The sequence below is a fragment of the Aneurinibacillus aneurinilyticus ATCC 12856 genome, assembly GCF_000466385.1.
Lineage (GTDB): Bacteria > Bacillota > Bacilli > Aneurinibacillales > Aneurinibacillaceae > Aneurinibacillus > Aneurinibacillus aneurinilyticus.
On sequence record NZ_KE952853.1, the window covers coordinates 21276 to 43812 of the forward strand.

The 22537-nt window shown below is 42.8% G+C and carries 22 protein-coding genes; all 22 read right to left on the minus strand.

The genetic code is table 11. The features are described 5' to 3' along the window. Positions 1-7: 7 nt before the first annotated feature. Entirely contained in the window at positions 8-799 is a 792-nt protein-coding gene (locus HMPREF0083_RS18635) for an ABC transporter permease (RefSeq protein ID WP_021623215.1), read from the minus strand. Further along, entirely contained in the window at positions 789-1895 is a 1107-nt protein-coding gene (locus HMPREF0083_RS18640; RefSeq protein ID WP_021623216.1) for an ABC transporter ATP-binding protein, read from the minus strand. The genes HMPREF0083_RS18635 and HMPREF0083_RS18640 overlap by 11 nt, the downstream gene beginning before the upstream one ends. A 24-nt stretch (positions 1896-1919) precedes the next feature. Further along, complete coding sequence (locus tag HMPREF0083_RS18645) at positions 1920-2462, minus strand: helix-turn-helix domain-containing protein (RefSeq protein WP_040303757.1); 543 nt, start codon at positions 2460-2462, stop codon at positions 1920-1922. A 412-nt stretch (positions 2463-2874) separates the two neighbouring features. After that, positions 2875-4422 (minus strand): 2-isopropylmalate synthase, encoded by a 1548-nt coding sequence (locus tag HMPREF0083_RS18650; protein WP_021623218.1) that lies wholly within the window; start codon positions 4420-4422, stop codon positions 2875-2877. Between the two features lie 420 nt (positions 4423-4842). Beyond that, the gene (locus HMPREF0083_RS18655) at positions 4843-5865 is read right to left on the minus strand and encodes a FecCD family ABC transporter permease (RefSeq protein ID WP_021623219.1); all 1023 of its coding nucleotides are present in this window, start codon (positions 5863-5865) and stop codon (positions 4843-4845) included. Then, entirely contained in the window at positions 5858-6865 is a 1008-nt protein-coding gene (locus tag HMPREF0083_RS18660; RefSeq protein ID WP_021623220.1) for a FecCD family ABC transporter permease, read from the minus strand. The genes HMPREF0083_RS18655 and HMPREF0083_RS18660 overlap by 8 nt, the downstream gene beginning before the upstream one ends. A gap of 20 nt (positions 6866-6885) precedes the next feature. Further along, positions 6886-7872 carry an iron-hydroxamate ABC transporter substrate-binding protein gene (locus HMPREF0083_RS18665; RefSeq protein WP_021623221.1) on the minus strand — a complete coding sequence of 329 codons (987 nt, stop codon included), beginning with the start codon at positions 7870-7872 and terminating at the stop codon, positions 6886-6888. A gap of 105 nt (positions 7873-7977) precedes the next feature. After that, on the minus strand, positions 7978-9603 hold the full coding sequence (locus tag HMPREF0083_RS18670) for an ABC transporter substrate-binding protein (protein ID WP_021623222.1): 1626 nt from the start codon (positions 9601-9603) through the stop codon (positions 7978-7980). Between the two features lie 198 nt (positions 9604-9801). Continuing rightward, the gene (locus tag HMPREF0083_RS18675) at positions 9802-10386 is read right to left on the minus strand and encodes a nitroreductase family protein (RefSeq protein WP_021623223.1); all 585 of its coding nucleotides are present in this window, start codon (positions 10384-10386) and stop codon (positions 9802-9804) included. A gap of 151 nt (positions 10387-10537) precedes the next feature. Next, positions 10538-12178, minus strand: coding sequence for a copper resistance CopC/CopD family protein (locus HMPREF0083_RS18680; protein WP_021623224.1), 1641 nt, complete (start codon positions 12176-12178; stop codon positions 10538-10540). A 34-nt stretch (positions 12179-12212) separates the two neighbouring features. Beyond that, positions 12213-12485 carry a TlpA family protein disulfide reductase gene (locus tag HMPREF0083_RS18685; protein WP_021623225.1) on the minus strand — a complete coding sequence of 91 codons (273 nt, stop codon included), beginning with the start codon at positions 12483-12485 and terminating at the stop codon, positions 12213-12215. A 31-nt stretch (positions 12486-12516) separates the two neighbouring features. Beyond that, positions 12517-13203 (minus strand): ABC transporter ATP-binding protein, encoded by a 687-nt coding sequence (locus HMPREF0083_RS18690; RefSeq protein WP_021623226.1) that lies wholly within the window; start codon positions 13201-13203, stop codon positions 12517-12519. Positions 13204-13206: 3 nt separating this feature from the next. Continuing rightward, positions 13207-14046: an ABC transporter permease gene (locus HMPREF0083_RS18695; RefSeq protein ID WP_021623227.1), complete on the minus strand. Its 840-nt coding sequence runs from the start codon at positions 14044-14046 to the stop codon at positions 13207-13209. Next, the gene (locus tag HMPREF0083_RS18700) at positions 14046-14636 is read right to left on the minus strand and encodes a nitrous oxide reductase accessory protein NosL (protein ID WP_021623228.1); all 591 of its coding nucleotides are present in this window, start codon (positions 14634-14636) and stop codon (positions 14046-14048) included. Before HMPREF0083_RS18700 ends, HMPREF0083_RS18695 begins: the two co-directional genes overlap by 1 nt. 23 nt (positions 14637-14659) lie before the next feature. Further along, positions 14660-15883, minus strand: coding sequence for a nitrous oxide reductase family maturation protein NosD (gene nosD, locus HMPREF0083_RS18705; protein WP_040303760.1), 1224 nt, complete (start codon positions 15881-15883; stop codon positions 14660-14662). Between the two features lie 89 nt (positions 15884-15972). Continuing rightward, positions 15973-16581, minus strand: a complete 609-nt coding sequence (locus HMPREF0083_RS18710) for an SCO family protein (RefSeq protein ID WP_021623230.1) — start codon at positions 16579-16581, stop codon at positions 15973-15975. Between the two features lie 223 nt (positions 16582-16804). Then, entirely contained in the window at positions 16805-17158 is a 354-nt protein-coding gene (locus tag HMPREF0083_RS18715) for a hypothetical protein (protein ID WP_040303763.1), read from the minus strand. A 37-nt stretch (positions 17159-17195) separates the two neighbouring features. Next, entirely contained in the window at positions 17196-18584 is a 1389-nt protein-coding gene (gene fumC / locus HMPREF0083_RS18720) for a class II fumarate hydratase (protein WP_040303767.1), read from the minus strand. 300 nt (positions 18585-18884) lie between these two features. Then, complete coding sequence (locus HMPREF0083_RS18725) at positions 18885-19865, minus strand: ketoacyl-ACP synthase III (protein ID WP_040303800.1); 981 nt, start codon at positions 19863-19865, stop codon at positions 18885-18887. A 300-nt stretch (positions 19866-20165) separates the two neighbouring features. Further along, the gene (locus tag HMPREF0083_RS26555; RefSeq protein ID WP_021623234.1) at positions 20166-20891 is read right to left on the minus strand and encodes a hypothetical protein; all 726 of its coding nucleotides are present in this window, start codon (positions 20889-20891) and stop codon (positions 20166-20168) included. Positions 20892-21254: 363 nt separating this feature from the next. Beyond that, positions 21255-21581 carry an AzlD domain-containing protein gene (locus tag HMPREF0083_RS18735; protein ID WP_021623236.1) on the minus strand — a complete coding sequence of 109 codons (327 nt, stop codon included), beginning with the start codon at positions 21579-21581 and terminating at the stop codon, positions 21255-21257. After that, a complete protein-coding gene (locus HMPREF0083_RS18740; protein ID WP_021623237.1) occupies positions 21572-22306 on the minus strand; it encodes an AzlC family ABC transporter permease in 735 nt (244 codons plus the stop codon). The genes HMPREF0083_RS18735 and HMPREF0083_RS18740 overlap by 10 nt, the downstream gene beginning before the upstream one ends. Positions 22307-22537 lie beyond the last annotated feature (231 nt).

Below are 22537 nucleotides of genomic sequence, written 5' to 3' on the forward strand. Positions count from 1 at the left end.
ACACCCCTCACTTCCGATTTCCTGTTAGAATCATGATGATCGCCATCGCAATAATAAGGAACACGGCAATGGTTGATCCCATGCCCCAATCCTGCGTAACGAGAAAATGCTGTTCAATTGCCGTACCAAGCGTAATAACGCGGTTTCCTGCAATCAAGCGGGTAATCATAAATAAAGATAATGCCGGGATAAAAACCGCCTGACAGCCTGATTTCACGCCATCCAGTGTTAGCGGGAAAACCACGCGTCGAAATGTTGTCCATGCCGATGCCCCAAGATCACGCGCTGCGTCGATAAAGGAAGGATTCAACTCTTCCAATGAATTGAAAATGGGCAATATCATAAACGGAATGAAAATGTACACCGAGACGAAAACAAAACTGAAATCGGTAAACAATATTTGCTGCGTTCCGATTCCGAACACTTCCAGCAACGCATTCGCCGGTCCGTATGTACCAAAAATACCGAGAAAAGCATACGCTTTAAGCAACAAATTAATCCATGATGGCAAAATAATAAGCAGCAGCCATAGTTGCTTGTGCTTTGTTCTTGTCAGCAAATAGGCAGTCGGATAAGCAATAAGCAAAGAAAAAGCCGTAATTAAAAAAGCATACCAGAACGAACTTACCGTCATCTTCAAATAGACCGGCGTGAAAAACTTCTCGTAATTCTCGAACGTAAACTGGCCTTCAACATTAAAAAAAGAATAATAAAGAACAAGGAGAACCGGCGCAATAACAAACAGGACAATCCATAAAACGTACGGGATGAGATAAATATTGCGTGTTTTATTGTCCATGGCTGCCCTCATCGTACGCTTCAAGACGCTTATCGAACTCTTCTTCCGTTTCTCCAAAACGCATAACATGAATGGCCTCCGGATCAAAATAAAGGCCTATCTCATCGCCAACCGTAGCTTTTTTCGTTGAATGAACAAGCCATTCGTTTCCTTCCGCATCATAGCAACAAATCTCATAGTGAACACCGCGGAAAAGCTGGGAATCGACACGCACCTGAAGCTTTCCTTGCTCACGTCCGGTAATCTCCAAATCCTCGGGACGAATTACGATTTCGATTGGCTCGTTTGGATCAAAGCCCTGATCTACGCATTCAAACTGTTTGCCGTCAAACTCTACTAGGAAGTCTTTAATCATCTTACCTGGAATAATGTTGGATTCTCCAATAAAATCCGCAACAAAGCGATTAATCGGCTCATCATAAATATCCGTTGGGGTTCCACTCTGCTGGATTTTCCCTTTATTCAAGACAAAAATCTCGTCTGACATAGCCAGCGCCTCTTCCTGATCGTGCGTAACGAAAATAAACGTAATACCGAGACGACGCTGCAGCTCCCGCAATTCATACTGCATTTCCGTCCGCAGTTTCAAGTCGAGCGCTGATAACGGTTCATCCAAAAGAATAACCTCCGGCTCGTTAACAATCGCCCGTGCGATAGCTACGCGCTGGCGTTGCCCACCGGACATTTCCCTAATTTCTCTTGCTTCGTAGCCATCCAGGTTCACAAAGCGAAGGGCTTCCTTTACCTTCTCACCAATAACGGCATTCTTCATCTTTTTAATGCGCAACCCGAACGCCACATTTTCAAATACGTTTAAATGCGGAAACAGCGCATAATCCTGAAATACAGTATTAACCTGACGCTCATTGGCTGGCACATTGTTAATCATTTTTCCGTTAAAATAAATTTTTCCTTCGGATGGCTCCATAAAACCGGCAATCAGACGAAGAATGGTCGTTTTTCCACAGCCTGAAGGACCGAGCAAAGTATAGAATTTTCCTCGTTCGATTTCAAAGCTAACATTGTCCAATACAGCCGGATCATCATCATATTGTTTCGTAACCTGTTCAAAGCGAATAATCGTATGTTCTGACATTAATGGCCCCCCTTAACAAATGGGTTATAAATAAGACTCGGTAGCGACCAGGATCAGCTCTGATGTCCCATCGAAGTCGTTAATAATTTGATGTTCATCTGATGCATGAAAGTAGATAGCCTCCCCGGCTTTTGCACAATACGTACGCCTGCCAAGCCGTACAATAACGCGTCCGTTCAGTACATAGGCAAACGTTTCAGAAAGAGAGGGCTCAAACTGCTTGAATTCACCAGCAGCATGAAGCGTTAGCCGAATCGGTTCCATTTCCTTTTCGTTCGATTCCGGAACGAGCCATTGAATATGATAGCCGCGCTCCTCGTCGACGTAGCCAGTCTGGTCATCTTCTCCGTATACGACCTTCTGCTCCCGTTCTTCTTCATCGAAGAATTCCTTGGGGGTACAGCCGAGTACTTCAAGAATGCTGAAAAACGTTTCAAGTGCAGGAGAGCTTAAGTCACGCTCAAGCTGTGAGATATACCCTTTTGTTAAGTCTGTACGCTCACCGAGTTCTTCTTGTGTCAACCCTTTTTTCAAACGCAAATTTTTAATCTTTTTTCCGATTTGCATCATATGCTCCTCAGTTTTGTTTAAGAAAAACCTGTGGGCGTTGCCAGTCTTTTTCACCCGTCGCCCCACGGGGCATAAAGAAAACTTGGCTGGTGCCAAGCTATCGCACAGGCAACATTTGGCATACACCTTACGAGCTTTTCAAATGATACGAAGCGACATATTGTTTCTTATCCATTAAAATTAAACTTCCAGTTATAAAGTTTAATTTTATAAAACTATAAGTTTACTTTTAACCCCAGAATATTATACATGATTGTTGCAAAACTTCAATCAAAAATTTTTATATCAGGAAACGCGCAAAAAGCCGTAACGTATGGACCTACGTCACAGCTATGTATTTAATCACGATCATTTTCTTAAACTAAAAAAAGACCAACTCATAGCAATATGAGTTGGCCCTTTTGACAGACTAAATAGTAAATGAATAGTCGCTGCTACCGACCGGCTGCTTCTCCCGATTCTCATAATAGCGATTGATCGCTTTAATATATGCTTGCGCGCTCGCTTTTATAATATCTGTATCAATGCCTCTTCCCTGCACCTCTTTTCCGTCTTTCTCCAGCACGACATACACTTCTCCCAATGCATCCTTACCCGCAGTATTTGAACGGATTGTATAGTCCTCTAACGCAAATGACGTATCAAGCGCCTGATCGATAGCCTGGAATAACGCATCAATCGCTCCATTCCCCTGAACTGTTGCATCGTACACATTATGGTTGTTATCCTCTAGAGTGACAGACACTTCAGCCTGTTGATTCGGATAGGCAATCGAAATATCTGTCAGCGAAAAGCCTTCGGTATCATGGACCATTTGCTGATCGACCAATGCGCGTATGTCTTCATCTACAACGTACTTCTTCTTATCGACTAAATTTTTAAATTCATGGAAAACAGCGGTGAGCTCATCCTTCGATAAATCGAAGCCCATGCTTTTAATCTTTTCCTTCAACGCATGCCGTCCTGAATGTTTACCTAATACAAGTGTACTGCTGGCAATACCGATGATGTCCGGACGAATGATTTCATATGTGGTTGGCTCTTTGAGCATCCCGTCCTGATGAATCCCGGATTCGTGAGAAAAAGCATGGTCTCCGACAATCGCTTTATTGCGTTGCACCATCATTCCGGTCATCTTGCTTACCATACGACTTGTTGCATATATTTCTTTTAACACGAGAGAGGTCTTGGCTTGATATACATCGCTCCTCGTCTCAAGGGCGAGTGCCACTTCTTCAATCGCGGTATTCCCTGCTCTCTCTCCAATACCGTTGATAGTACCTTCAATTTGATCGACACCATTATAGATAGCCGCCAATGTATTGGCTGTTGCCATCCCCAGGTCGTTGTGGCAATGGGTGCTTAATAATATTTTTTCAATTCCGGTAACGTTTTCCTTTATTTGTTTAAACATGCGGCCGAACGTTTCAGGAGATGCATATCCGACTGTATCCGGAAGATTGACAACGGTTGCTCCCGCTCGAATTGCCATACGAACAATCTCATAGAGAAATTCGATTTCGGTCCGGCTGGCATCCTCACATGAAAACTCAATTTCGTTAAAATATTTTTTTCCATAACGAATTGATGATTCCGCTGCCTCTAAAACTTGCTCCTTGGTCATATTTAGTTTATATTTACGATGTATGGGTGAAGTTGCAAGAACGATGTGTAAGCAAGGTGTTGCAGCACCTTTTAACGCTTCTCTTGCAGCTTCAATATCCTTCTGATTCGCTCTTGATAGAGCGGCAATGCTTGCATTTTTCACTACCCTGGAAACTTCTCTCACACTGACAATCTCTCCTGGCGATGAAGCCGGAAAACCTGCTTCAATCCGGTCTACTCCCAGCTTCTCCAGCTGCAAGGCAATCTTCACCTTTTCATCCGTTGTAAGATGAACACCTGGAGATTGTTCCCCATCCCTTAGTGTCGTATCGAACACATGAATTTTTCTCATACGAACGCCTCCTTTTATTGTTATATATGAAATAAAAAACTCCCATCATCCGGCTTGCGCAAAAGCACAAGGGACGACAGGAGTTCTATTTCCTAACGTGGTACCACCCTTATTCGCCATATGCCTCACAGCATACGACCTTCATGAGTATCAGATTAACTCAAACACGATAACGGGTGTTAGTCGTTTTCTCTTACTTAGTTTCAGAGAATCAGCTCCGAGGCGAGTCGATGATGGATTATTACGATACTCTCAGCAAATGTATCGCTCTCTGTATATAAGAGCCTTCATCTTGCTCCTCTTCCCAGCTGTTAATCATATTTTCACAAATTTTACATTGTTCATTTTTATTTGTCAACACCTCCCATCAATTAAAAATGAGAATCACTTCTATCCTTATCCATATCATCTCTATCATTTCTATGCTCTGGCCTTAAATAACAAGTATACGAAATAGGGAACACCAATGATGGAAATAACTATTCCTACCTGTAGCTCTGCTGGAGCAAAAACGGTTTTGGCAATAAAATCGGAGACAATAACCAGCAGCATGCCGATCGTTCCAGAAATAGGAATGACTCGTTCATAATGAATTCCTACTAACCGTCTGGCGATATGGGGAGCAATCAAGCCGACAAAGCCGATGCTTCCCGAGACAGAAACGCATGCACTCACGATTCCGATGCTGCTTAGCAGCAATATGCTTCTTTCTTTTTCTGTAGCTACTCCAAGACCTTTAACACTATTCTCCTCCAGTTGAAACAGGTCAAGAATAGTAGATTTTCTCATGATAATCGGAATAAGAACCAAAAGCCATGGCAGCATTGATATAATATAATCCCAGTTCGCATTCCATATACTTCCTGTTAGCCATACCGTTGCCATCTCGAAATCCTGCGCATTCATTTTTAATGACAGATACAAACATAAGGCCCCAAATCCCGAGCCGATAGCGATACCTGCCAGTATGAGACGCTGAGGGTCCAGCTTTCCTCCCCTCCACGCAAAAATATAGATCAGAATAGCCGCTCCCAGGCCACCGGCCAGACCAAACAATGGCCTTATCATGACAGATAACCATCCGGTACCCGTGATTTGCCCTTCAAAGAAAAACATAAAAATGACAATAGCAGCTCCCGCTCCAGCATTGATTCCCAAAATTCCCGGATCAGCCAGACCATTCCTCGTTATCCCTTGAATGACAGCTCCTGCCACGCCAAGCCCTAAACCAACTAGAGCAGCAATGACAAGCCGGGGAAGGCGAAAATCAAAGATAACCAAATCATGCTCCGGAACCGGATGAATTCGGAGAAGCGTCTTTATCACATCAGCTACCGTCATATCAAATATGCCATTCGTCAAACTCATATACGCTGCAGCCAGAATAATTCCGCCGCTTGCAAGCAATGTCAGCCAGTATCTTCTTGCCGAGTCCTTATACATGCTTTGTCCCTCCCCTCTTTCGAATTAAATAGAGGAAAAAAGGAACGCCAAACAAAGAAGTAACGACCCCAATCGGCGTCTCAAAAGGATAGTTCAGGAATCGGCTCAGTACGTCGGATAATGCTAGAAAAATCCCTCCCAGAATACCTGCATACGGTATAATTCGCCTGTAATCAATGCCAACTAAAAAGCGAGTGATATGAGGAATAATAAGACCTACAAATCCAATTTTTCCAGCTAAAGCAACGGAAATACCAGTGAGAATAACAACGGAAGCGGTAGCCATTAATTTTACAAGCAATGTTCTTTGTCCAAGGCTAATTGACATCTCTTCGCCTAACGACAAAACCGTAATCGAGCGGGAGATGAAAAACGCCATAGCAATGCCGACTACCGCAAAAGGAATCACAAACATTATCATATCCGGATTTATCTGATGCAGCCGGGCATTATACCAAAAGCTAACATTTTGTGAGACTTGAAAATAGGAGGCCAACGCTGCTGAAACGCTGCTCAAAAACGTTCCAATAATAACCCCGATGATCGCCATTCGCACCGGGGTCATTCCGTTCGGCAAAAGTGATGCCAGCCCAAATGTAATACCCACACCAAACGCCGAACCGATAAGCGAATACACTATCATATCCAAAGAAGAGGCATTCGGCATAAAAATCATGCAGAACGTAATGGCAAAAGCCGAGCCATCAGAAACTCCCATAATAGAAGGGGATGCAAGATAATTTCTTGTCATCCCCTGCATCAGAGCTCCCGATATAGCCAGAAATGCACCGATTAAAAGTGCTCCGATTACCCTTGGCAAACGGGAATGCATTACAATTTGATGATTGACGTTGCCCGGGTCGAAGGAAAAAATCGCCTCCCAAACGGTGTCCGCATCTATGTTTTTGGCCCCGTAAAGAATGGACACCAGAATCGTCAATATAATGACAAGTGGTGAAATACACAAAATAATAACCGGCAAAGAAATTCTTAGTCGCATATCGTTCTATTCACCCTGCATTATGGGTTGGACAACTTCTCAACAGCCGCTTGCAGGAAGTTGATTTTGCTCCATGCCGTGCCGCCCTGTGCAAGCGGATCGACAACATTAACGAACACCTTGCCGTTTTTCACTGCATTGATGCTCTGCCAGATCGGATTGCTTTGCAGTTCTTCCAACGCTTTCGGCTGATCTTTATTCTCATCTGCAGAGAATTGTACAAACAAATAATCCGGATTCATTTCACTGAACTTCTCCAGTGAAATCATTTCCTGTGCTTTGGCAGCTTTCACTTCTTTCGGAGCAGTAAATCCTAAATCCGCATATAACGAAGGATTAAAAAACACCTTTTCTGGATAAATGTTGATATTGCCACCTCTAAGCCGAATAGCGACAACTTTTTTACCCTTCATGTTTTCTCCTAACTTTGTCTTCGCCATGGCAACATCACCCTTATATTTCTGCAAAACTTGTTCTGCCTTCTCCTGTTTACCAGTCAGCTCTGCCAGCAAACGCAGGTTGTCTTCCCAATTGGCAGATACATGGGATACAAGAATTGTGGGAGCGATTTTCTTGAATTTTTCTGCAACATCTGCAGGAAATTTCGTACTTCCCAGGATAACATCCGGTTTGAGCTTCAGGATCGCTTCGATATTAGGCTGCATTTTCTCTCCTATCGGTACAGTAGAGCCTGTAACTTCGGCGAAAATAGGCGGAAACTTGCCTCCTACCGTAATCCCCCCTGTCGGCTGAACCTTGAGTACAACTGAATCTTCCATCGTTTCCATACTGCCAGCAATTACAATTCGCTCCGTTTTAGCAGGAACAGTATATTCTTTGCCAAGGTATTGTATGGTCCTTGTTTCCTTCGATTCAGTCCCATCCGTTTTCTTCTCCGCTGTACTCCCTGCTACGTTTGTCGTCAGTGCTTCTTTACCTGTACCGCAAGCTGTCAACATTAAAATCACTACAATAATAAGACCAAAACTCATATATTTCTTCTTCATCTTTTTTGCAGTTCTCCTCCCAGTTGTTATGCGACTAATTGATAACAATTATCATTATTGATTATAAATTGTTCCTGCTATTCTAACCATGGAGGATATCCAGAATCATTTTGGATGATTTCCAGAAAGCATTCTTACTAGCTCAGCAACGACCCGATCGTGGGCAGAGGCTGAGTATTCATACCATGGATCCGATGAAAGCAGATGTACCCGATTATTCCGAACTGCCTTCAGCTCCTGCCACGGCACCAAATATTGTAGCGTTTTCCAATATTCCAGCGTTTCCGTCTCCTGGCAAACCGTTAATAGCAAATGATCTGCATCCAAACTAGCTAACTGTTCCAGCGTTATCTGTTGATTGTAGACGGGATGTTCTGAAAGATATGCAGGTGCCAACTGCAAGTCATGGTAAACAACTTCGGCCATACTACGATTGCTATAAGCATATAGATTATTCTTTAAAATACGTACAATAAGGAACGTGTCATCCTGTACCTTGTGCTTCAACTGCTCCCTAGCTATTTTTACTTTCCGGTCATAACTTGCAAGCCATTGCTCTGCTTCTTCCGATTCGTCTAGGAATTCAGCTATCAACTGCAAATGCTCCCGCCAATTCTTCTCTTTCCATGGAACGTAAAACACAGGAGCAACCTTCTCTAGCTCCGCTTTCTCTCTAATAGCCAATTTACTTGTGCTAATCACAACATCTGGATGGGCCTGAAGAAGCGTTTCGATATTGGCCTCCCAGTGCTGATTTTGCCGATAGGCGCTGAGATGTACAGGAATATCATTACGGTGTATCCTGTAATAATGTGTTGTCCATTTCGGGTGAAGCGGCGCAGCATACGGAATCATCTTAAGTGCGAGTAATTGACCGATAATCGAAGTTTCATAGGCAGCAATTTTGCGGCGACGACTTTTCATATATACCGTAGGAGATACGCCAACCTCCTTCTTGAATTTGCGACTGAAATAAAATGGATCACTATAGCCGACCTGCCGGGCTACATCCTGTAGTTTGACATTGGTCTGTGCCATAAGCTGTTTGGCTCGGTTCATCCGTAATTCGGTCAAATAATCGATTGCACTTATGCCATACGTCTTTTTAAATAAATCTACGAAATACTTGGGGCTAATGTCCGTCATACGAGCTAGCTGATCGATTGTTACACTATCACTATACTGTTCTTCCATATATGCTTTTGTGCGTTCAAGCGCTGTTTGCGAATCTTTTAGTATCAGTCGACTGCTTTTCAGGATGTAGTAAAGCAATTCTTGAAACGTAGCCTGACTTCGAAAGCGTTCTAACTCATCCTGACTGTACCTCTGGCTGGTAATCACCTCACATAAAAAAGCGAGCTGCCCTCTAGAATGGAGCGGAATCTCTCCCATCAACGGAAATAAGGGCTTCTTTCCATGCTCTGCTTCTCCGACCGCATCGAATTTGAGCAGAAACATCTCCATTTCATCCGCCCGTTCCACCACAGTTCCAAAAGTTTGTTTAGGAGAACATACATATACAGTGTCCGGCCGTAATCGATAATCATGCATACCAATCGTCAGTCTTCCCTGTCCGCTTATTACCGCCAGCAGCACATGGGAAGTAGTAAACTGCTGTTCGCTCCGCCAGTCACTATTCCCTTTGATAAACTCTATGTCCCGAAGCTTGAATAGCAAGCCGTCCAAGGAAAAATCAGCATTCCCCTCCTTAATCGATTCATGATCAATCATCGCTCTTCACCATCCTTATTTAATTAAGATTTATACGAAAATGAACTCTTTCCAGTTCTGTTCGGGCTTATGCCGAATTGAAAAAACACCGTTCAAACTTTGAGCGGTGCTACAAAAATAAACCTGTTCTATTCTTATAATCCTCTCTCATTGCATCAAAATGAGGTTCTCTACTTCTTTTATTTCTATACTTTTTAATTACGGAGCTATACGTGTTACCCACTCATGAATAGGTCTTCTTTCCTTCGCCTCAGGCACTTGTTCGGGATAGCCAAGGTGAATAGATCCTATTACTTTTTTTGAAGACGATATGCCAAGCTCTTCTGCAAATGCAGGATCAAAAATGTACGGATTCGTACGCCACACCGTCCCTATATTTTTCTCCCACGATAGCAATTGAATATTCTGGATAAAGGCGCATGTTGCTCCCATAGAGTCGAAATCTTTCTTCTCATCTTCAAATACTTCTGTTGCTACAATCATTGTAATAGGCGTAGACAATAAATAATCTTTATAAGAGGTCTTTATCTTTTCCACTTGCTCATCTGAATAAGAAGCAAGCACTCCGGTCCGCTCATAGCTTCGCAGGACACAATCAAAAATATACTGCTTTTCCTCTGCTGTAGATGCTATTTTTACAGACCACGGCTCAATCTTACTATGGAAAGGAGCATAAGCCGCTTTCTCCAGAATATCTTCAATGACTTCTAAAGGAATGGGAGAGCTTTTTGTCTTTCGAACGGTTCTTCTTGAGGTTATAAGTGATTCAAGCGATACTGCCACAGCATATCTCCTCCTGTTATGGCTATCCAAAAAAGATAATGATAATCATTATCATATTAACACTTTTTATTAACTATAGCTAGTATCAATTGAAAAAAGGCTGTCATCATGATGTGCTCATAATAAACAGCCTTGTTTGTTTCGCTATGTGTTATATGTCGCACCAGGCAGTGCCCCGCGGCGGAAACGTAAAAACAATTTTTTTTCCGTCCTGAGTGATCGCCTCTACATTTACATAAGTAGAGCTTGGCGAACGCATCTGATCACCCGAAACTGCATAGCTTCCTTTTCCAAGGACAAACGCCCTATTCACTACATTATATCCTGCCAATTCCGAGAATCGTACATATACTTCCTTGAACTCTGGAGCATCCTTATCAAACTGAATCTTAACATCATTAAAGCCCGCTACAAACGGGGAGATGGTCGCATATACGGTAATGCCCTGCTTCGTTACCTGAACCGGTGCAGCATCGACTTTCGAAACAGCGGGCACAAAATTAACAAGCGCTCCAGCTATAAGCAGGGCAGTCGCTCCAAGCCAGAGTTCCCACCTGATTTTACGGACAAACCAGTGTACTCCCTTTTCGGTTCCTTTCCTGACATATCGCATCTGCAAGCAACCAAGTAGCACAATAAGGATGACAAGACCCGCTTTTACCAGAATTGAAATCCCCCACACGCTACGTATAAATTCATCCCAGGTTGGTGCGTAATCGACCGTCATCGCAATGCCTGTCAAAATCAGCAGTACGATACTTATCATCGCCCACCGTGAGAATTCCGCTCCTTTCTCCCTAAACCATTTCCATTTGCCCTCTTTTGGAGCCACTACTAACAATGCAAAAACGCCGCCTAACCAAATGGATAGCGCAAACAAGTGAATCCCGTTCATTAGCATTGCCATCCATCCGCCGTATTCAACCGTATAAGAGCGTCCAACAATGACATTTAGCATCAATGCAAGCCCAAGAAACGGAAGCGTCCATCTTGTATACGTAATTCCAAAAATAAGCGCAAACATAAAAAATTGCACTAACGGCACCCATCCAATACGAAGTGAAGCTAATTCAACAGGTGTTACCTCAGGTATTGCAGCATTTCGCACCAGGAACAGGACAAGCGCAGCAGTCGAAGTCAGAAAATAAATAGGAATTTGCCAGTATTGCCAACGCTTATGATATTCTTTCTCCCGAGCGATATATCGTACAAAGAATGTGCCACCGAACGAAACAGCCATCCCCCAAAATACAACCCAATTCGGAAGCGTTTCCCTGCTTAATTGTTCAACCAAGCCTGCTCCTCCGCCCTTGGGTGTAGGGGAAAGCGATTGAATCGCAAAATAAATTTGTCCGCGCAGCTTTGCATTCGGGTCCTTTTTATTAGCCGAAGGCGCTGTCCTCATAACCCATTCGACTCCGTATGTTCCTGGTGATAGCTCTTTAGCAGTCGTCAGGATAACTTGACGCGGGTCTTCCGGATTTATTTTAATCTTTCCTGTACTGTATTCCTTGTTTCGATTGTCAAAAATAGAGGCATATTCTATTTCTGTCGGTTGCGCGAACGTCAACCGCACTTCCTTAGGTGTAGCCGATAGAATCGCACCATCTTCCGGCACTGTCTTCAGCAGCTTATACGCTTTTTCTTCTCCTGTCTGCTCTTGTTGAGCGGTTGTCGTCCCTGATACATCCTGGGCCTTCACATGAAAGGGGAGCAACAGCCATACTACAATACCCAGCAGAAGCAAAAAAATAAATGCAACTCTACTTTTCTCTTTTCTTGCTGTAATCATTGTTCTCTCCTTGCTCCTTGTATCCCCTGCTCACTTAGGAATCAAGCATTTTCTGTGTGATTTCCTCCAGCTTTTTGGAGGGTAGCAGTCCATTTGCGATATATACAATTTTTTTATCCTTACCGATAAAAACAGTAGTGGGAAAGCCTGTGACCCGATACTTTTCAGCTATGCTTCCATCCCGATCAAATAACACCGGAAATTCCATTCCGAAAAATCGGGCAAATTTTCTCGCATTCTCTTCCTTATCATTTATCGTAATATTCACCGCAAGAATTTCGAATTTGCCTTTATAATGATCGTACAAGCGTTTTCTTCATTTTTTCACCTGCTTCATCTTACTCATCCGGTATAGGTATGCTTTTCGTAAGATCGAGGAAACGCTGTTCAGGAGAACGTACATCGCTGCGCCAGGCCTCCGCCGGTTCATCCTTCAGTAAACGCCCGTTATGCATAAGTAAAATTCGTTCAGAGACAGCCAGTACATCGTGCAACAAATGGGAGGAAAAAATAATCGTGGCCCCCCGCTTGCGATAGGCTTCGATCCATTGTTTCCACTCTTCCACCCAGAAAGGATCGAGTCCGTTCCCTGGTTCGTCCATCAGCAAAATGTCCGGCTCATCCAGTATCATCTGCGCAAACAAAAGACGCTGCATCATGCCGCGTGAATAGGAAGACAGCTCCCTCCCGGCGGCATCTGTCAATCCCACCATATCCAAAACCTCTTCTATCCTATTCCTCTTCGTGCCCCTCAACTGTGCCATATACATCAACCAGCGGCGTGCACTAACCCCCGCAGGAATTTGTAGAGAATCGGGCATATATCCGATGTGCCGCTGCTCCACGCCGGTCACTCGACCGCTATCCGGGCGGACAATCCCTGCCAATATGGACAGCAGCGTGCTTTTTCCTGCACCGTTGCCACCGCATAATGCAAGGCACGTTCCTGGCTGAATTGTTGCAGAGAAAGGGTGGAGCGCCGTATGGCTACCATATGTTTTACTTACTTGTTCAAGCTTTATCATACACTACTCCCCCCTCTTCAACTTTCGCACCGCAAAAAGCAAAGGAATCAAGCTATATATTACCATAAGCGCCACACTGCCAACGATCCCCACCGGGGAGCGGATAATTTGTTCCCAGTAATAAAAGGCCGGACCATACATGTATCCTTGTCCTTGCCAAAAGACCGTGCCAATACGCACAGCTTCTACCGGATTGAGCGCCAGCAGTACCGCCAGCATACCTTCTTGCACCATACGAGGCAACATCGGCAATGCAGCCATTACGCCCATACCATATATATAAACTAGAAAAAACCATAAAAAAAGACTGCCCGCTATCGCATTCAGCCTGCTTCTCACTCTACTTCCCAAGCATAAGCCAAGGGAAGAAAAGGCGGCAAGCAGAGGAATGCTTGTCAGTAGCAATGCTCCTATCGCCTGTATGGAACCTCCCTGTCCAAGGACTACCAAGCCAACATATGCAAGCATGGTTCCTGCTAATACCGCGCATACTAAAGCAAGAAACAGCCCCAAGAACTTCCCGATTACATACTGAGCCTCTGTTAACGGATATGTACGCAGCAGCCGGGTCATTCCGTCATTTCGCTCACCGGAAAGCGAAAGGGACGAGAGCAATACTCCCATGAGCGGTGCAAGTTGAAGCACCATATTCAACAGCATCATTGATTGCCGAGTCATCCCGTTGGCTCCTGTACTTGAGAACAACGCATTATTCCAATAAGCTAAAAACACGCCCAATATAGCGAATAAGGCGGCAAAGGCCGCAAGCCAGCGACTGCGCAGCATCATTTGCCACTCATATCCGGCCACAGCCTTTACTTGACGAATGTTCATTCGCCTCATTACTTATGTTCACCTTTCATTTCCTCATGCTGCATGCTTTCGCCATGCTGTCCACTATGATCCTGCTTTGCGTCATGTTTCATATTTCCATGCTGCATACCTTCATGCGGCATCATGTGGCTCTTGTCCATCTTCCACTCGTGTTGCTGCAATTGCTCATATGTTATGACTTGTCCTGCACCTTTTTCCTGAATGAACTTCTCGGCAGCCGCTTTATCTTTAAACGCATGTACACCATATCCCATCGGGGTCGGCACATTCATCGCATCTACATATGTAGCGTCCTTCAGTGTTACCCATTCTTTCGTTCCGCTGTCCTGTACGAAGCTTTCTGCAATATTTTCTCCTTTATGTTCCCCTACATATTTATGCAGACAGCCTATGTCATCGAATTTAACGCTTTTCCCGTCCGCTGTTACGTATTGAGCGGCATATCCGTTATTTCTAATAGCCATGTGGCATTGAGCACATGTGTCCACCGCTTCATCGATAGGCTGGGGCTGTACACTCTCCTTTTTGCCGCATGCGGCAAGCACAAGCAAACAAAATATCATTCCAGTAATCAGCCATAAACCTTTTCTCTTCAACATGCTATTCACTTCTCCTCTTTGTTTTATTCTGTAAGGGGAATGCTCATAAGCGGGTATTCATCAACCACGGGATAAGCAGACGCGATCTGGTCCATCAATTGGTGCAAGGGACCCGCATAGAAAATGCCCAGCAGAGGATTGCCCTCAAATGCTTTAAGCATATCATCGGCCATACGATAAGCGCCGTCGCCAATCCCATCCTTGTTGAAGTCCCAGCCCTTGTAATCGTCCCAATAATTGCCCTGTGCCTGCCAGCTCCATACTTCAGTTAACCAATCCGTATCGCCACCGATCTGACGCACATTGGCAACAAAAGCGTTCTTGGTTAGATGGGTGGCTTCTATATCTCCCTCACGTTTAACACCCATCGCATTATAAGCGATCAAATTTTTTTGCAAGAGCGTTCCCTGAACCGTGTCCATCGTAATACCGGTTGTATTATTAAGAAGCTTGTTTCCCTTAACAAGGCCGTTCTGCACATCGTACAGAAATAAGCCGCACCCCTGTACATCCAGCTGGTCACGAAAAACGTTATCTTGAACCTCAATACTGTTCGCTGACATAACCATCGCACCGATTACACTATCCTCTGTCACATTGGACACGATGCGATTATTATCCGAGAACATCACATGATAACCATAGCGGGAATTTTTCACTGTATTTTGTCTTACCGTATTGTGAACAGTTTGGTCAAAATACACACCATCCTGTACCTCAGCAAGCTGGTTGCGTTCAATCGTATGCTTTCCGCCTGCCGTAATTTGGATTCCATTTCCCCGTCGTGCAACCGAAGCTTTTTTATCTCCTACAATAAAATTATCAGACACAAAACAAGCGGAGCTTCGGTCCAGATGGATGCCGAACAAGGTATTTTGTATGCTGTTATTTCGCACAATCACATCGTTTCCCTGAATCAGGATACCTGCATCATGTGCTGTCACATCCTGTCCGCTATTTCGGATGGTCAACCCCTCTACTGTAACCTTATCTGCTGCTATGGTTAACACATTTCCTGTACCATTTCCTTCAAGAATGGCACCTGGCTCTGCTCGTAGGATAACGGGCTTGTCAATCGTAAGCGGCCCTTTGTAAACACCGGACGGAACAACTACCGTCTGCCCAGGCTTGGCCTGTGTAATGAGCTGTTCGATTGATACGTTTTTTTCTGCATGCGCATGCGACACAGCCGTAAAAAAAGAAAGCAATAAAAGAATAATAATTTTTCCTATGAAAACCCCCTCCATAAACATACATCTCAACTTACGTTATTTTATTATAATTACAAGTTGTGTAAAAACTGTGAAAAAATATCGAAAGTAATATGGCTCTGCTGTTATTGCAGCAATGTCTTCATATCTTTAACTATTTGTTCATTGTCCATTTGATCGCCCATTTTATAAATCGCACGTATATTCTCCTGGCCATCAAGCAAAAATAGCTCATTAGAGTGAGTGAGGAACCCATTTCCTGAATCCTCTACATACACCTTAAATCCATCAAGTACTTCCTTCGTTTGTTCCGGCGTACCCCGTAGGAATCTCCAGCCATCCGGCTGAATGTTCCTTGCTGCCGTATAGTGTTGCAGCACTTCCTCTGTGTCATTCTTCGGATCGAATGTAATAGTCAATAGCTGTGTTTTATTGCCAAGCATATCCTCTTCCTTCAGCTTTTGCTGAATGCGGATAATATTCAAATTCGTCGCCTGGCAAATATCCGGACAACGTGTGTAATGAAACGAGACGAGGCGTACCTTTCCATCTGAATCTTGCAAGGATACTTGTTTACCGTACATATCTGACATCGTAAAGGACGGCGCTTTATCGATTACGGGCAGCTGCCTCGAACCCCACATGAACTGATAAACAATCACAAAAAGAACAACGATAATTAACAAAGAAGCGATAATTGCAAATCGGTTGCGTTTTAACTTGTGTAGTACCATATGTGACTCCTTGTATTTTTGTTATCCACAATACAAATGGTAATAAATTGTTGTGTGCAACTTGTGTGCTATGTATGTCAAATTTATGAATAAATAGGACTAATAGTAGTAGAAAAAGAAGCAACCACATACTCCTTCTTATGCTCCTGTAAATTCCTCTGTGTTGCAACTAATTCACTCAATAAAAAGGCTCCCCTTCATATCTAAAGGGGAGTCCCTATCATTACGATGCCAGCTCTTCAGAGAATTCCACATCCACAAGTATGTCTCTATCAGAATAATGTTGAACCGGCATTGAGTCATCGAGCGTAAACGTTGAGATGCCTTTGCAACGAAAATGAATCACGCAGCTTTCCTTTGCCATTTCTTCTTTTTTAATACTAGCCAGATGTCGAATCGCTTCTAGAAGAAGTTCGAACTCTTCTTTGTTTTTTACATAGTACACATGAATATCCGTGTGGATTTCCAGCTTATGCTCTGTTTCTACAATCATTGCAGTAGCTGTCCAGGCTTCATGCCAGTTCGCTTCAGGCAAAAAACCGTACAATTCTTTGGAAATGGGTAAAGTCTGCCACAAAGCGATCACCTCCTCTCCTATTACTTAAGCAGGCTTCTTATTCACTGGGATGGATCATATTTTCAGGGCGTACAATCTTGTCAAATTGCTCCTCCGTAAGCAGATTGGTTTTAATGGCTGCTTCTTTAAGCGTTAGACCTTCCTTATGGGCAAGCTTTGCGATAGCAGCCGCGTTCTCGTAACCGATATGAGGATTCAATGCTGTAACAAGCATAAGCGAACGTTCCAAATTATGTTTAATGACTTCAAGGTTCGGCTCTATTCCAACCGCACAATGCTCATTAAAGGAAATCATCGCATCCGCAAGCAGTCTTGCAGATTGCAGGAAATTATAGATAATAACAGGCTTGAAAACATTCAGTTCAAAATTACCCTGGCTGGCAGCAAACCCGATTGTAGCATCATTCCCCATCACCTGACACACGACCATCGTCATCGCTTCACTTTGTGTTGGATTAACTTTTCCAGGCATAATCGAGCTTCCCGGTTCGTTCGCAGGAATGATGATTTCTCCAATTCCGGTGCGTGGTCCACTCGCCAACCAGCGTACATCATTAGCGATCTTCATCAAATCAGCCGCAAGAGCTTTCAGGGAGCCGTGTACATATACGATTTCATCATGACTCGTTAAAGCATGAAATTTATTCGGAGCCGAAACGAACGTTTTATTTGTAAGCTGGCTAATTTCTGCGGCTACCATCTCACCGAATTTAGGATGGGCATTAATGCCGGTACCTACTGCTGTTCCGCCGATAGCAAGCTCCTTCATTGATTGGACGCTTTCTTTTATCATTTTTTCGTTCTTCTCCAGCATCCGGTGCCAGCCACTTACTTCCTGTCCTAGCGTTAACGGGGTAGCATCCTGCAGGTGTGTGCGGCCGATTTTAATAATATCCTTAAACTTCTCAGATTTTTGACGAAGTACATCCTTTAGCTTAACCAGGGCCGGAAGCACTTGATCTTCAATAGCAAAAACCCCTGCTATATGCATAGCCGTAGGGAACGTATCGTTTGAGCTTTGCGATTTGTTGACATCATCGTTAGGATGAATACGATAGTGACTGCCACTTTGTTCAAGCAACTGGTTCGCACGATGAGCAATCACTTCATTCATATTCATATTTGATTGGGTTCCACTTCCTGTTTGCCATACTACCAGCGGGAAGTGCTCATTCCATTTGCCCTCCAGAATTTCATCTGCCGCCTGCACAATCGCCTTTGCCTTCTCTTCTTCCAGTTTACCAAGCTGCTGATTTGTTTTTGCTGCACTTTTCTTTAAAATGGCAAAAGCACGGATTACTTCCTGAGGAATTTTTTCCGTGCCGATTTTAAAGTTCTCGCTGCTGCGCTGTGTTTGAGCTCCCCACAGTTTATCTGCTGGTACTTTGATTTCTCCTAGCGTGTCTTTCTCTGTTCTGAATTCCATCATGCATCCTCCTTTAACATCATTCAAAAACCATATTAATTATTTTCCACATATCACTGTAAATATATAAATTTACACAAATAAATTAATATGGTTTTACAGTTTAACGGCAATTATGTCAGCACCAGGGCTGGTTAACTACTCTATATGTATTCTCGCTTTCACAGCACCATCAGATGATAATTATTTTCAATTAAAATTATATTGATATTGATTATTATTGTCAATTAATGAAGGTTATTTTTATCGGAAGCACAGAAAAAACACCGTTCCGAACAGAACGGTGCCATAAAGTATAACTTACACGCTCCACTTCACAAGCAAACCTAAATGTGTCAGTCCACCCCCAAAACCATAAAGCAAAAGGGTATCGCCATTTTTTACTTTCTCTTTTTGGATTCCTAAATGTAAAGCTAATGGAATCGACGCCGAAGAAGTATTTCCCATATATTCCATACTTGTGAGCGTCTTTTCTATTGGGAATTCGGACTTCTCACATATTGATTCGATCATTCTCATGTTCGCGCTATGCGGTACAAACCAATCAATATCATCTTTCTGTAAGTTTGTTTTACGTAGCAACTCCTGTATGCCAACCGGCAAAGTGCGTGCAGCCCACTTATATACCTCTCTTCCATTCTGGACCATCTTTCCAGTTGTCTGTAAAGGATTTCCCTCCATCGTAGTGGCGAAAGTGGTTCTGTATACGTGAGCGCCCCCCTCACCATTGGTACCCATATACGCAGCTATAAAGCTGGGGTTTTCCACATCTCGTTCCACCAGGACAGCCCCTGCTCCATCTCCAAACAAAATGCAAGTCGTTCGGTCACTATAATCGGTTACCTTGGATAATGTTTCTGTAGCGACCACCAAAATTTTATTATGCGCCTCGGACGTAATTAAATTGTTAGCTAGATGCAATCCATATGTGAAGCCGGCACACGTAGCATTCAAGTCAAAAGCACCAGTATGGGGAATATTGAAATGGTTCTGTATTTGACATGCTACACTTGGAAACGCATAATCCGGAGTAGTCGTCGCTACAATGATACAATCAACGTCCCACAGGTCTTTTTTATAGGTTGCAACCAAATTTTCAATCGCATGAAAAGCTAAAGTAGAAGCATATTCTTCGTCCTCCGCAATTCGTCTCTCCTTCATGCCTGTCCTTTGGATAATCCATTCATCGCTCGTATCCACCATTTTTTCTAAATCTGCATTTAATAGCTTTTTATGAGGTACATATGTACCAATCGCTGTAATACGTGCTTTTGATTTAATCATTAGACTACACCTCAACTTTCTTTTACCTGTATTTTATCACTAGATATTAGTACTTGGTACTAATTTTTAGACATTTTTTCTGTTCTTTTTGTATGGAATGAGCCATATACGAATTAAATCAAAGCACATCTGTAAATTGTTTAGAGAAAAAAAGACAACCAGAGCGGGACACAAGATATTTTGTCATCCCGCTTGGTTGCGGCAAGAAACAGCAGACGAACCCACGTCCGTTTGAAGCTCAAGGTGTTAGCCATCCATTGCCGAGCGTACTGGCCAACACCCTTTATATTATGTAACTCATTCAAATGAATACTTTTCTTTAGCATATTTGAGGTATTTCTTAAACCAAACAAGTTTTTCTCTTGCCTTCTTTGGCAATGCCTTATTTTTCAGTCGATCCTTTAGCAGCCTTTTTGTTTTTTTATGCAGATCCATTGCCTCATCAAGTGTATTAAACTCGGATATCCGGAAAAAATCGAGGTAATAATCGTCTTTTTTATCTTTTAATAATAATTGGGCCAGGAATCTTTCTTCTTCCATAATCGTATGGGCCTCATATCTATATTCAAGCGCCTCTTGATAAAATTCCTCAGATAAAACAACACGTGCATATTTAGCCACTTTCGCTTCAAGCTGACGTGCTTCTGCCAGAGCCGGCCCGAATACCATATTGCCCTCATGATATAGCTTTCCGACAGATACTCCACCACGAACGAAAAAGCCTTTGTCCAACAGATTGAGCTGTAGGTGACACACGTCTACTAATAATTGGTATAATGCACCTGAATTGTATTCGACAGGGTAGGAAATCGCTATACTGTTAGAGAAAATGGTCATTTGTTTCCCTGGCAGCTCCAATCCCCATACATCATGTTTTTTCTTCACCGTAGTTTCTTCTACATATTTGAGTGCTGTCAAAATAGCAGAAGCTTGAGCAGAGTCATTGGCAGATTCATCTATTACGGAATCGAACTCCATAAGGTGAATAAACGCTACAGCTCTTTCCTGGTAAATGTCCATCATCTTCACTCCCCTTAAAAATAAATAATAAAAAAGCGTTCAGAAGTTTTTTCCATTATACTCCTGAAACGCCTGTTTTTTAATTGTATTTGTTTATTAATTTGATTAATTTTTTCTTTTCTTTTTGTTTTTCGTAATTAAATCCATTATAACAACCACAATCAGCAAAAGAATAGAATGTTCTAAAGGCTTAACATAGCTGGATTCATCATAGATAAAGTAAGCTAATATAAAGTTGAGTATGAAGAAAATAAAGTATCCCAAAATTTAATCATCTCACTTTAGAAAGTAGACTCTAATATAATAGATTTTCTTACATCTAGTATAACAGAACCTTCAGTATAATCCAAATCCAGCAGCAGCCCCTTATAGAAACCAACGTAGCATCATCATGGAAAAAATTCCGACTACGACAGTTCCTAACAAACTGCGAGTTATAATTGCAACAAGCAGAGCCGGAAGAGCAGCAAGAAGTCTTATATTATCCCAAAAATATGAAAATTCTTTCGTCGGCAACAATAATTCTTGTGCTAACAAAGCTGCCATAATAGCAACAGGAATATGGGCAAGCCAGCGCAATCCCAGTTGAGGAATATTAAGCTTGCTTAACACGACCAATGGAAATACCCGTGGAATGATTGTTACAATTGTCCCGCCAACAATAATCCAGAACACCTGCCATGTTATAGCCATTTCTCTATTATCACTCCTATCGTTGCTGCCAGCACAGTAGCTACAATAATATCTATCCCCCCGGAAAATAGGAAGCTGACACCTACAGTAATAGCAATTGCGCTAATGGCTACCAACAGGTCTATTCGTACTTTTGCACGACCTAAAATTTGCAAAACAAGCAACCCAATAAACATAGCTGGCAAAGCAAAATCAAGACCGTAATCTTCCGGTTTGGCAATCCATTGACCAAAAATTCCACCTGCGACATTGGCGATCAGCCAATTAACATACGCAGTTATATTTAAGCCAAACATCCAGCGATCGTTAGCCAGCTTTCTATTCGCAAGATGGTTCGCTGCCACCCCGAAGGTCTCATCGGTTAACTGAAAACCAATAATTGCATTTTTCCAAGTAGGAAGATGTCGAAAATAAGGGGACAGCGCAGCACTTAATAGTAAGTAACGAAGATTAGCGAAAAATATAGTTAAAATAATCGCCGATATCGGTGCGCCCGCTACCAGCATACCTGCGGCAATAAACTGGGCGGACCCCGCATACAAAAACAAAGACATAAGCACAATTTCCATAATACTTAAGCCAGCCGTTCTTTCGATTACACCGGCAGCAAACCCTATACTTAAATATCCAAATACGGTTGGCAAACAATCTTTTACACCTTGCAAGAAACTATCTTCCTGTTGTATACCAACATATGCTTCAGCTGATACATGCTCCTGCTTCATTTTCCCCCTCCTTCAGAACATAATGATAAAGGTCACATCCATTCGTCACCCACACAACTGCAATAAAAGGAATATAAGCCTTTTTATTTAGTAGTCATTATACTACCTACTCAAAATAATCACAATAATTCAAAGTGTATTTTTATAGGATTTTGTTCATACAGAGGTGATGTTCAAGCTATTATGTAAGACCAAGGGTGTTGATTATCCAGTATAATCCAGATTAGATCG

Excerpts from the sequence above, each read along its gene's own strand:
- HMPREF0083_RS18635 (WP_021623215.1), bottom strand. The coding sequence starts at position 799 with ATGGACAATAAAACACGCAATATTTATCTCATCCCGTACGTTTTATGG.
- HMPREF0083_RS18640 (WP_021623216.1), bottom strand. The coding sequence starts at position 1,895 with ATGTCAGAACATACGATTATTCGCTTTGAACAGGTTACGAAACAATAT.
- HMPREF0083_RS18645 (WP_040303757.1), bottom strand. The coding sequence starts at position 2,462 with ATGCAAATCGGAAAAAAGATTAAAAATTTGCGTTTGAAAAAAGGGTTG.
- HMPREF0083_RS18650 (WP_021623218.1), bottom strand. The coding sequence starts at position 4,422 with ATGAGAAAAATTCATGTGTTCGATACGACACTAAGGGATGGGGAACAA.
- HMPREF0083_RS18655 (WP_021623219.1), bottom strand. The coding sequence starts at position 5,865 with ATGTATAAGGACTCGGCAAGAAGATACTGGCTGACATTGCTTGCAAGC.
- HMPREF0083_RS18660 (WP_021623220.1), bottom strand. The coding sequence starts at position 6,865 with ATGCGACTAAGAATTTCTTTGCCGGTTATTATTTTGTGTATTTCACCA.
- HMPREF0083_RS18665 (WP_021623221.1), bottom strand. The coding sequence starts at position 7,872 with ATGAAGAAGAAATATATGAGTTTTGGTCTTATTATTGTAGTGATTTTA.
- HMPREF0083_RS18670 (WP_021623222.1), bottom strand. The coding sequence starts at position 9,603 with ATGATTGATCATGAATCGATTAAGGAGGGGAATGCTGATTTTTCCTTG.
- HMPREF0083_RS18680 (WP_021623224.1), bottom strand. The coding sequence starts at position 12,178 with ATGATTACAGCAAGAAAAGAGAAAAGTAGAGTTGCATTTATTTTTTTG.
- HMPREF0083_RS18690 (WP_021623226.1), bottom strand. The coding sequence starts at position 13,203 with ATGATAAAGCTTGAACAAGTAAGTAAAACATATGGTAGCCATACGGCG.
- HMPREF0083_RS18695 (WP_021623227.1), bottom strand. The coding sequence starts at position 14,046 with ATGAGGCGAATGAACATTCGTCAAGTAAAGGCTGTGGCCGGATATGAG.
- HMPREF0083_RS18700 (WP_021623228.1), bottom strand. The coding sequence starts at position 14,636 with ATGTTGAAGAGAAAAGGTTTATGGCTGATTACTGGAATGATATTTTGT.
- nosD (WP_040303760.1), bottom strand. The coding sequence starts at position 15,883 with ATGGAGGGGGTTTTCATAGGAAAAATTATTATTCTTTTATTGCTTTCT.
- HMPREF0083_RS18710 (WP_021623230.1), bottom strand. The coding sequence starts at position 16,581 with ATGGTACTACACAAGTTAAAACGCAACCGATTTGCAATTATCGCTTCT.
- fumC (WP_040303767.1), bottom strand. The coding sequence starts at position 18,584 with ATGGAATTCAGAACAGAGAAAGACACGCTAGGAGAAATCAAAGTACCA.
- HMPREF0083_RS26555 (WP_021623234.1), bottom strand. The coding sequence starts at position 20,891 with ATGATGGACATTTACCAGGAAAGAGCTGTAGCGTTTATTCACCTTATG.
- HMPREF0083_RS18735 (WP_021623236.1), bottom strand. The coding sequence starts at position 21,581 with ATGGCTATAACATGGCAGGTGTTCTGGATTATTGTTGGCGGGACAATT.
- HMPREF0083_RS18740 (WP_021623237.1), bottom strand. The coding sequence starts at position 22,306 with ATGAAGCAGGAGCATGTATCAGCTGAAGCATATGTTGGTATACAACAG.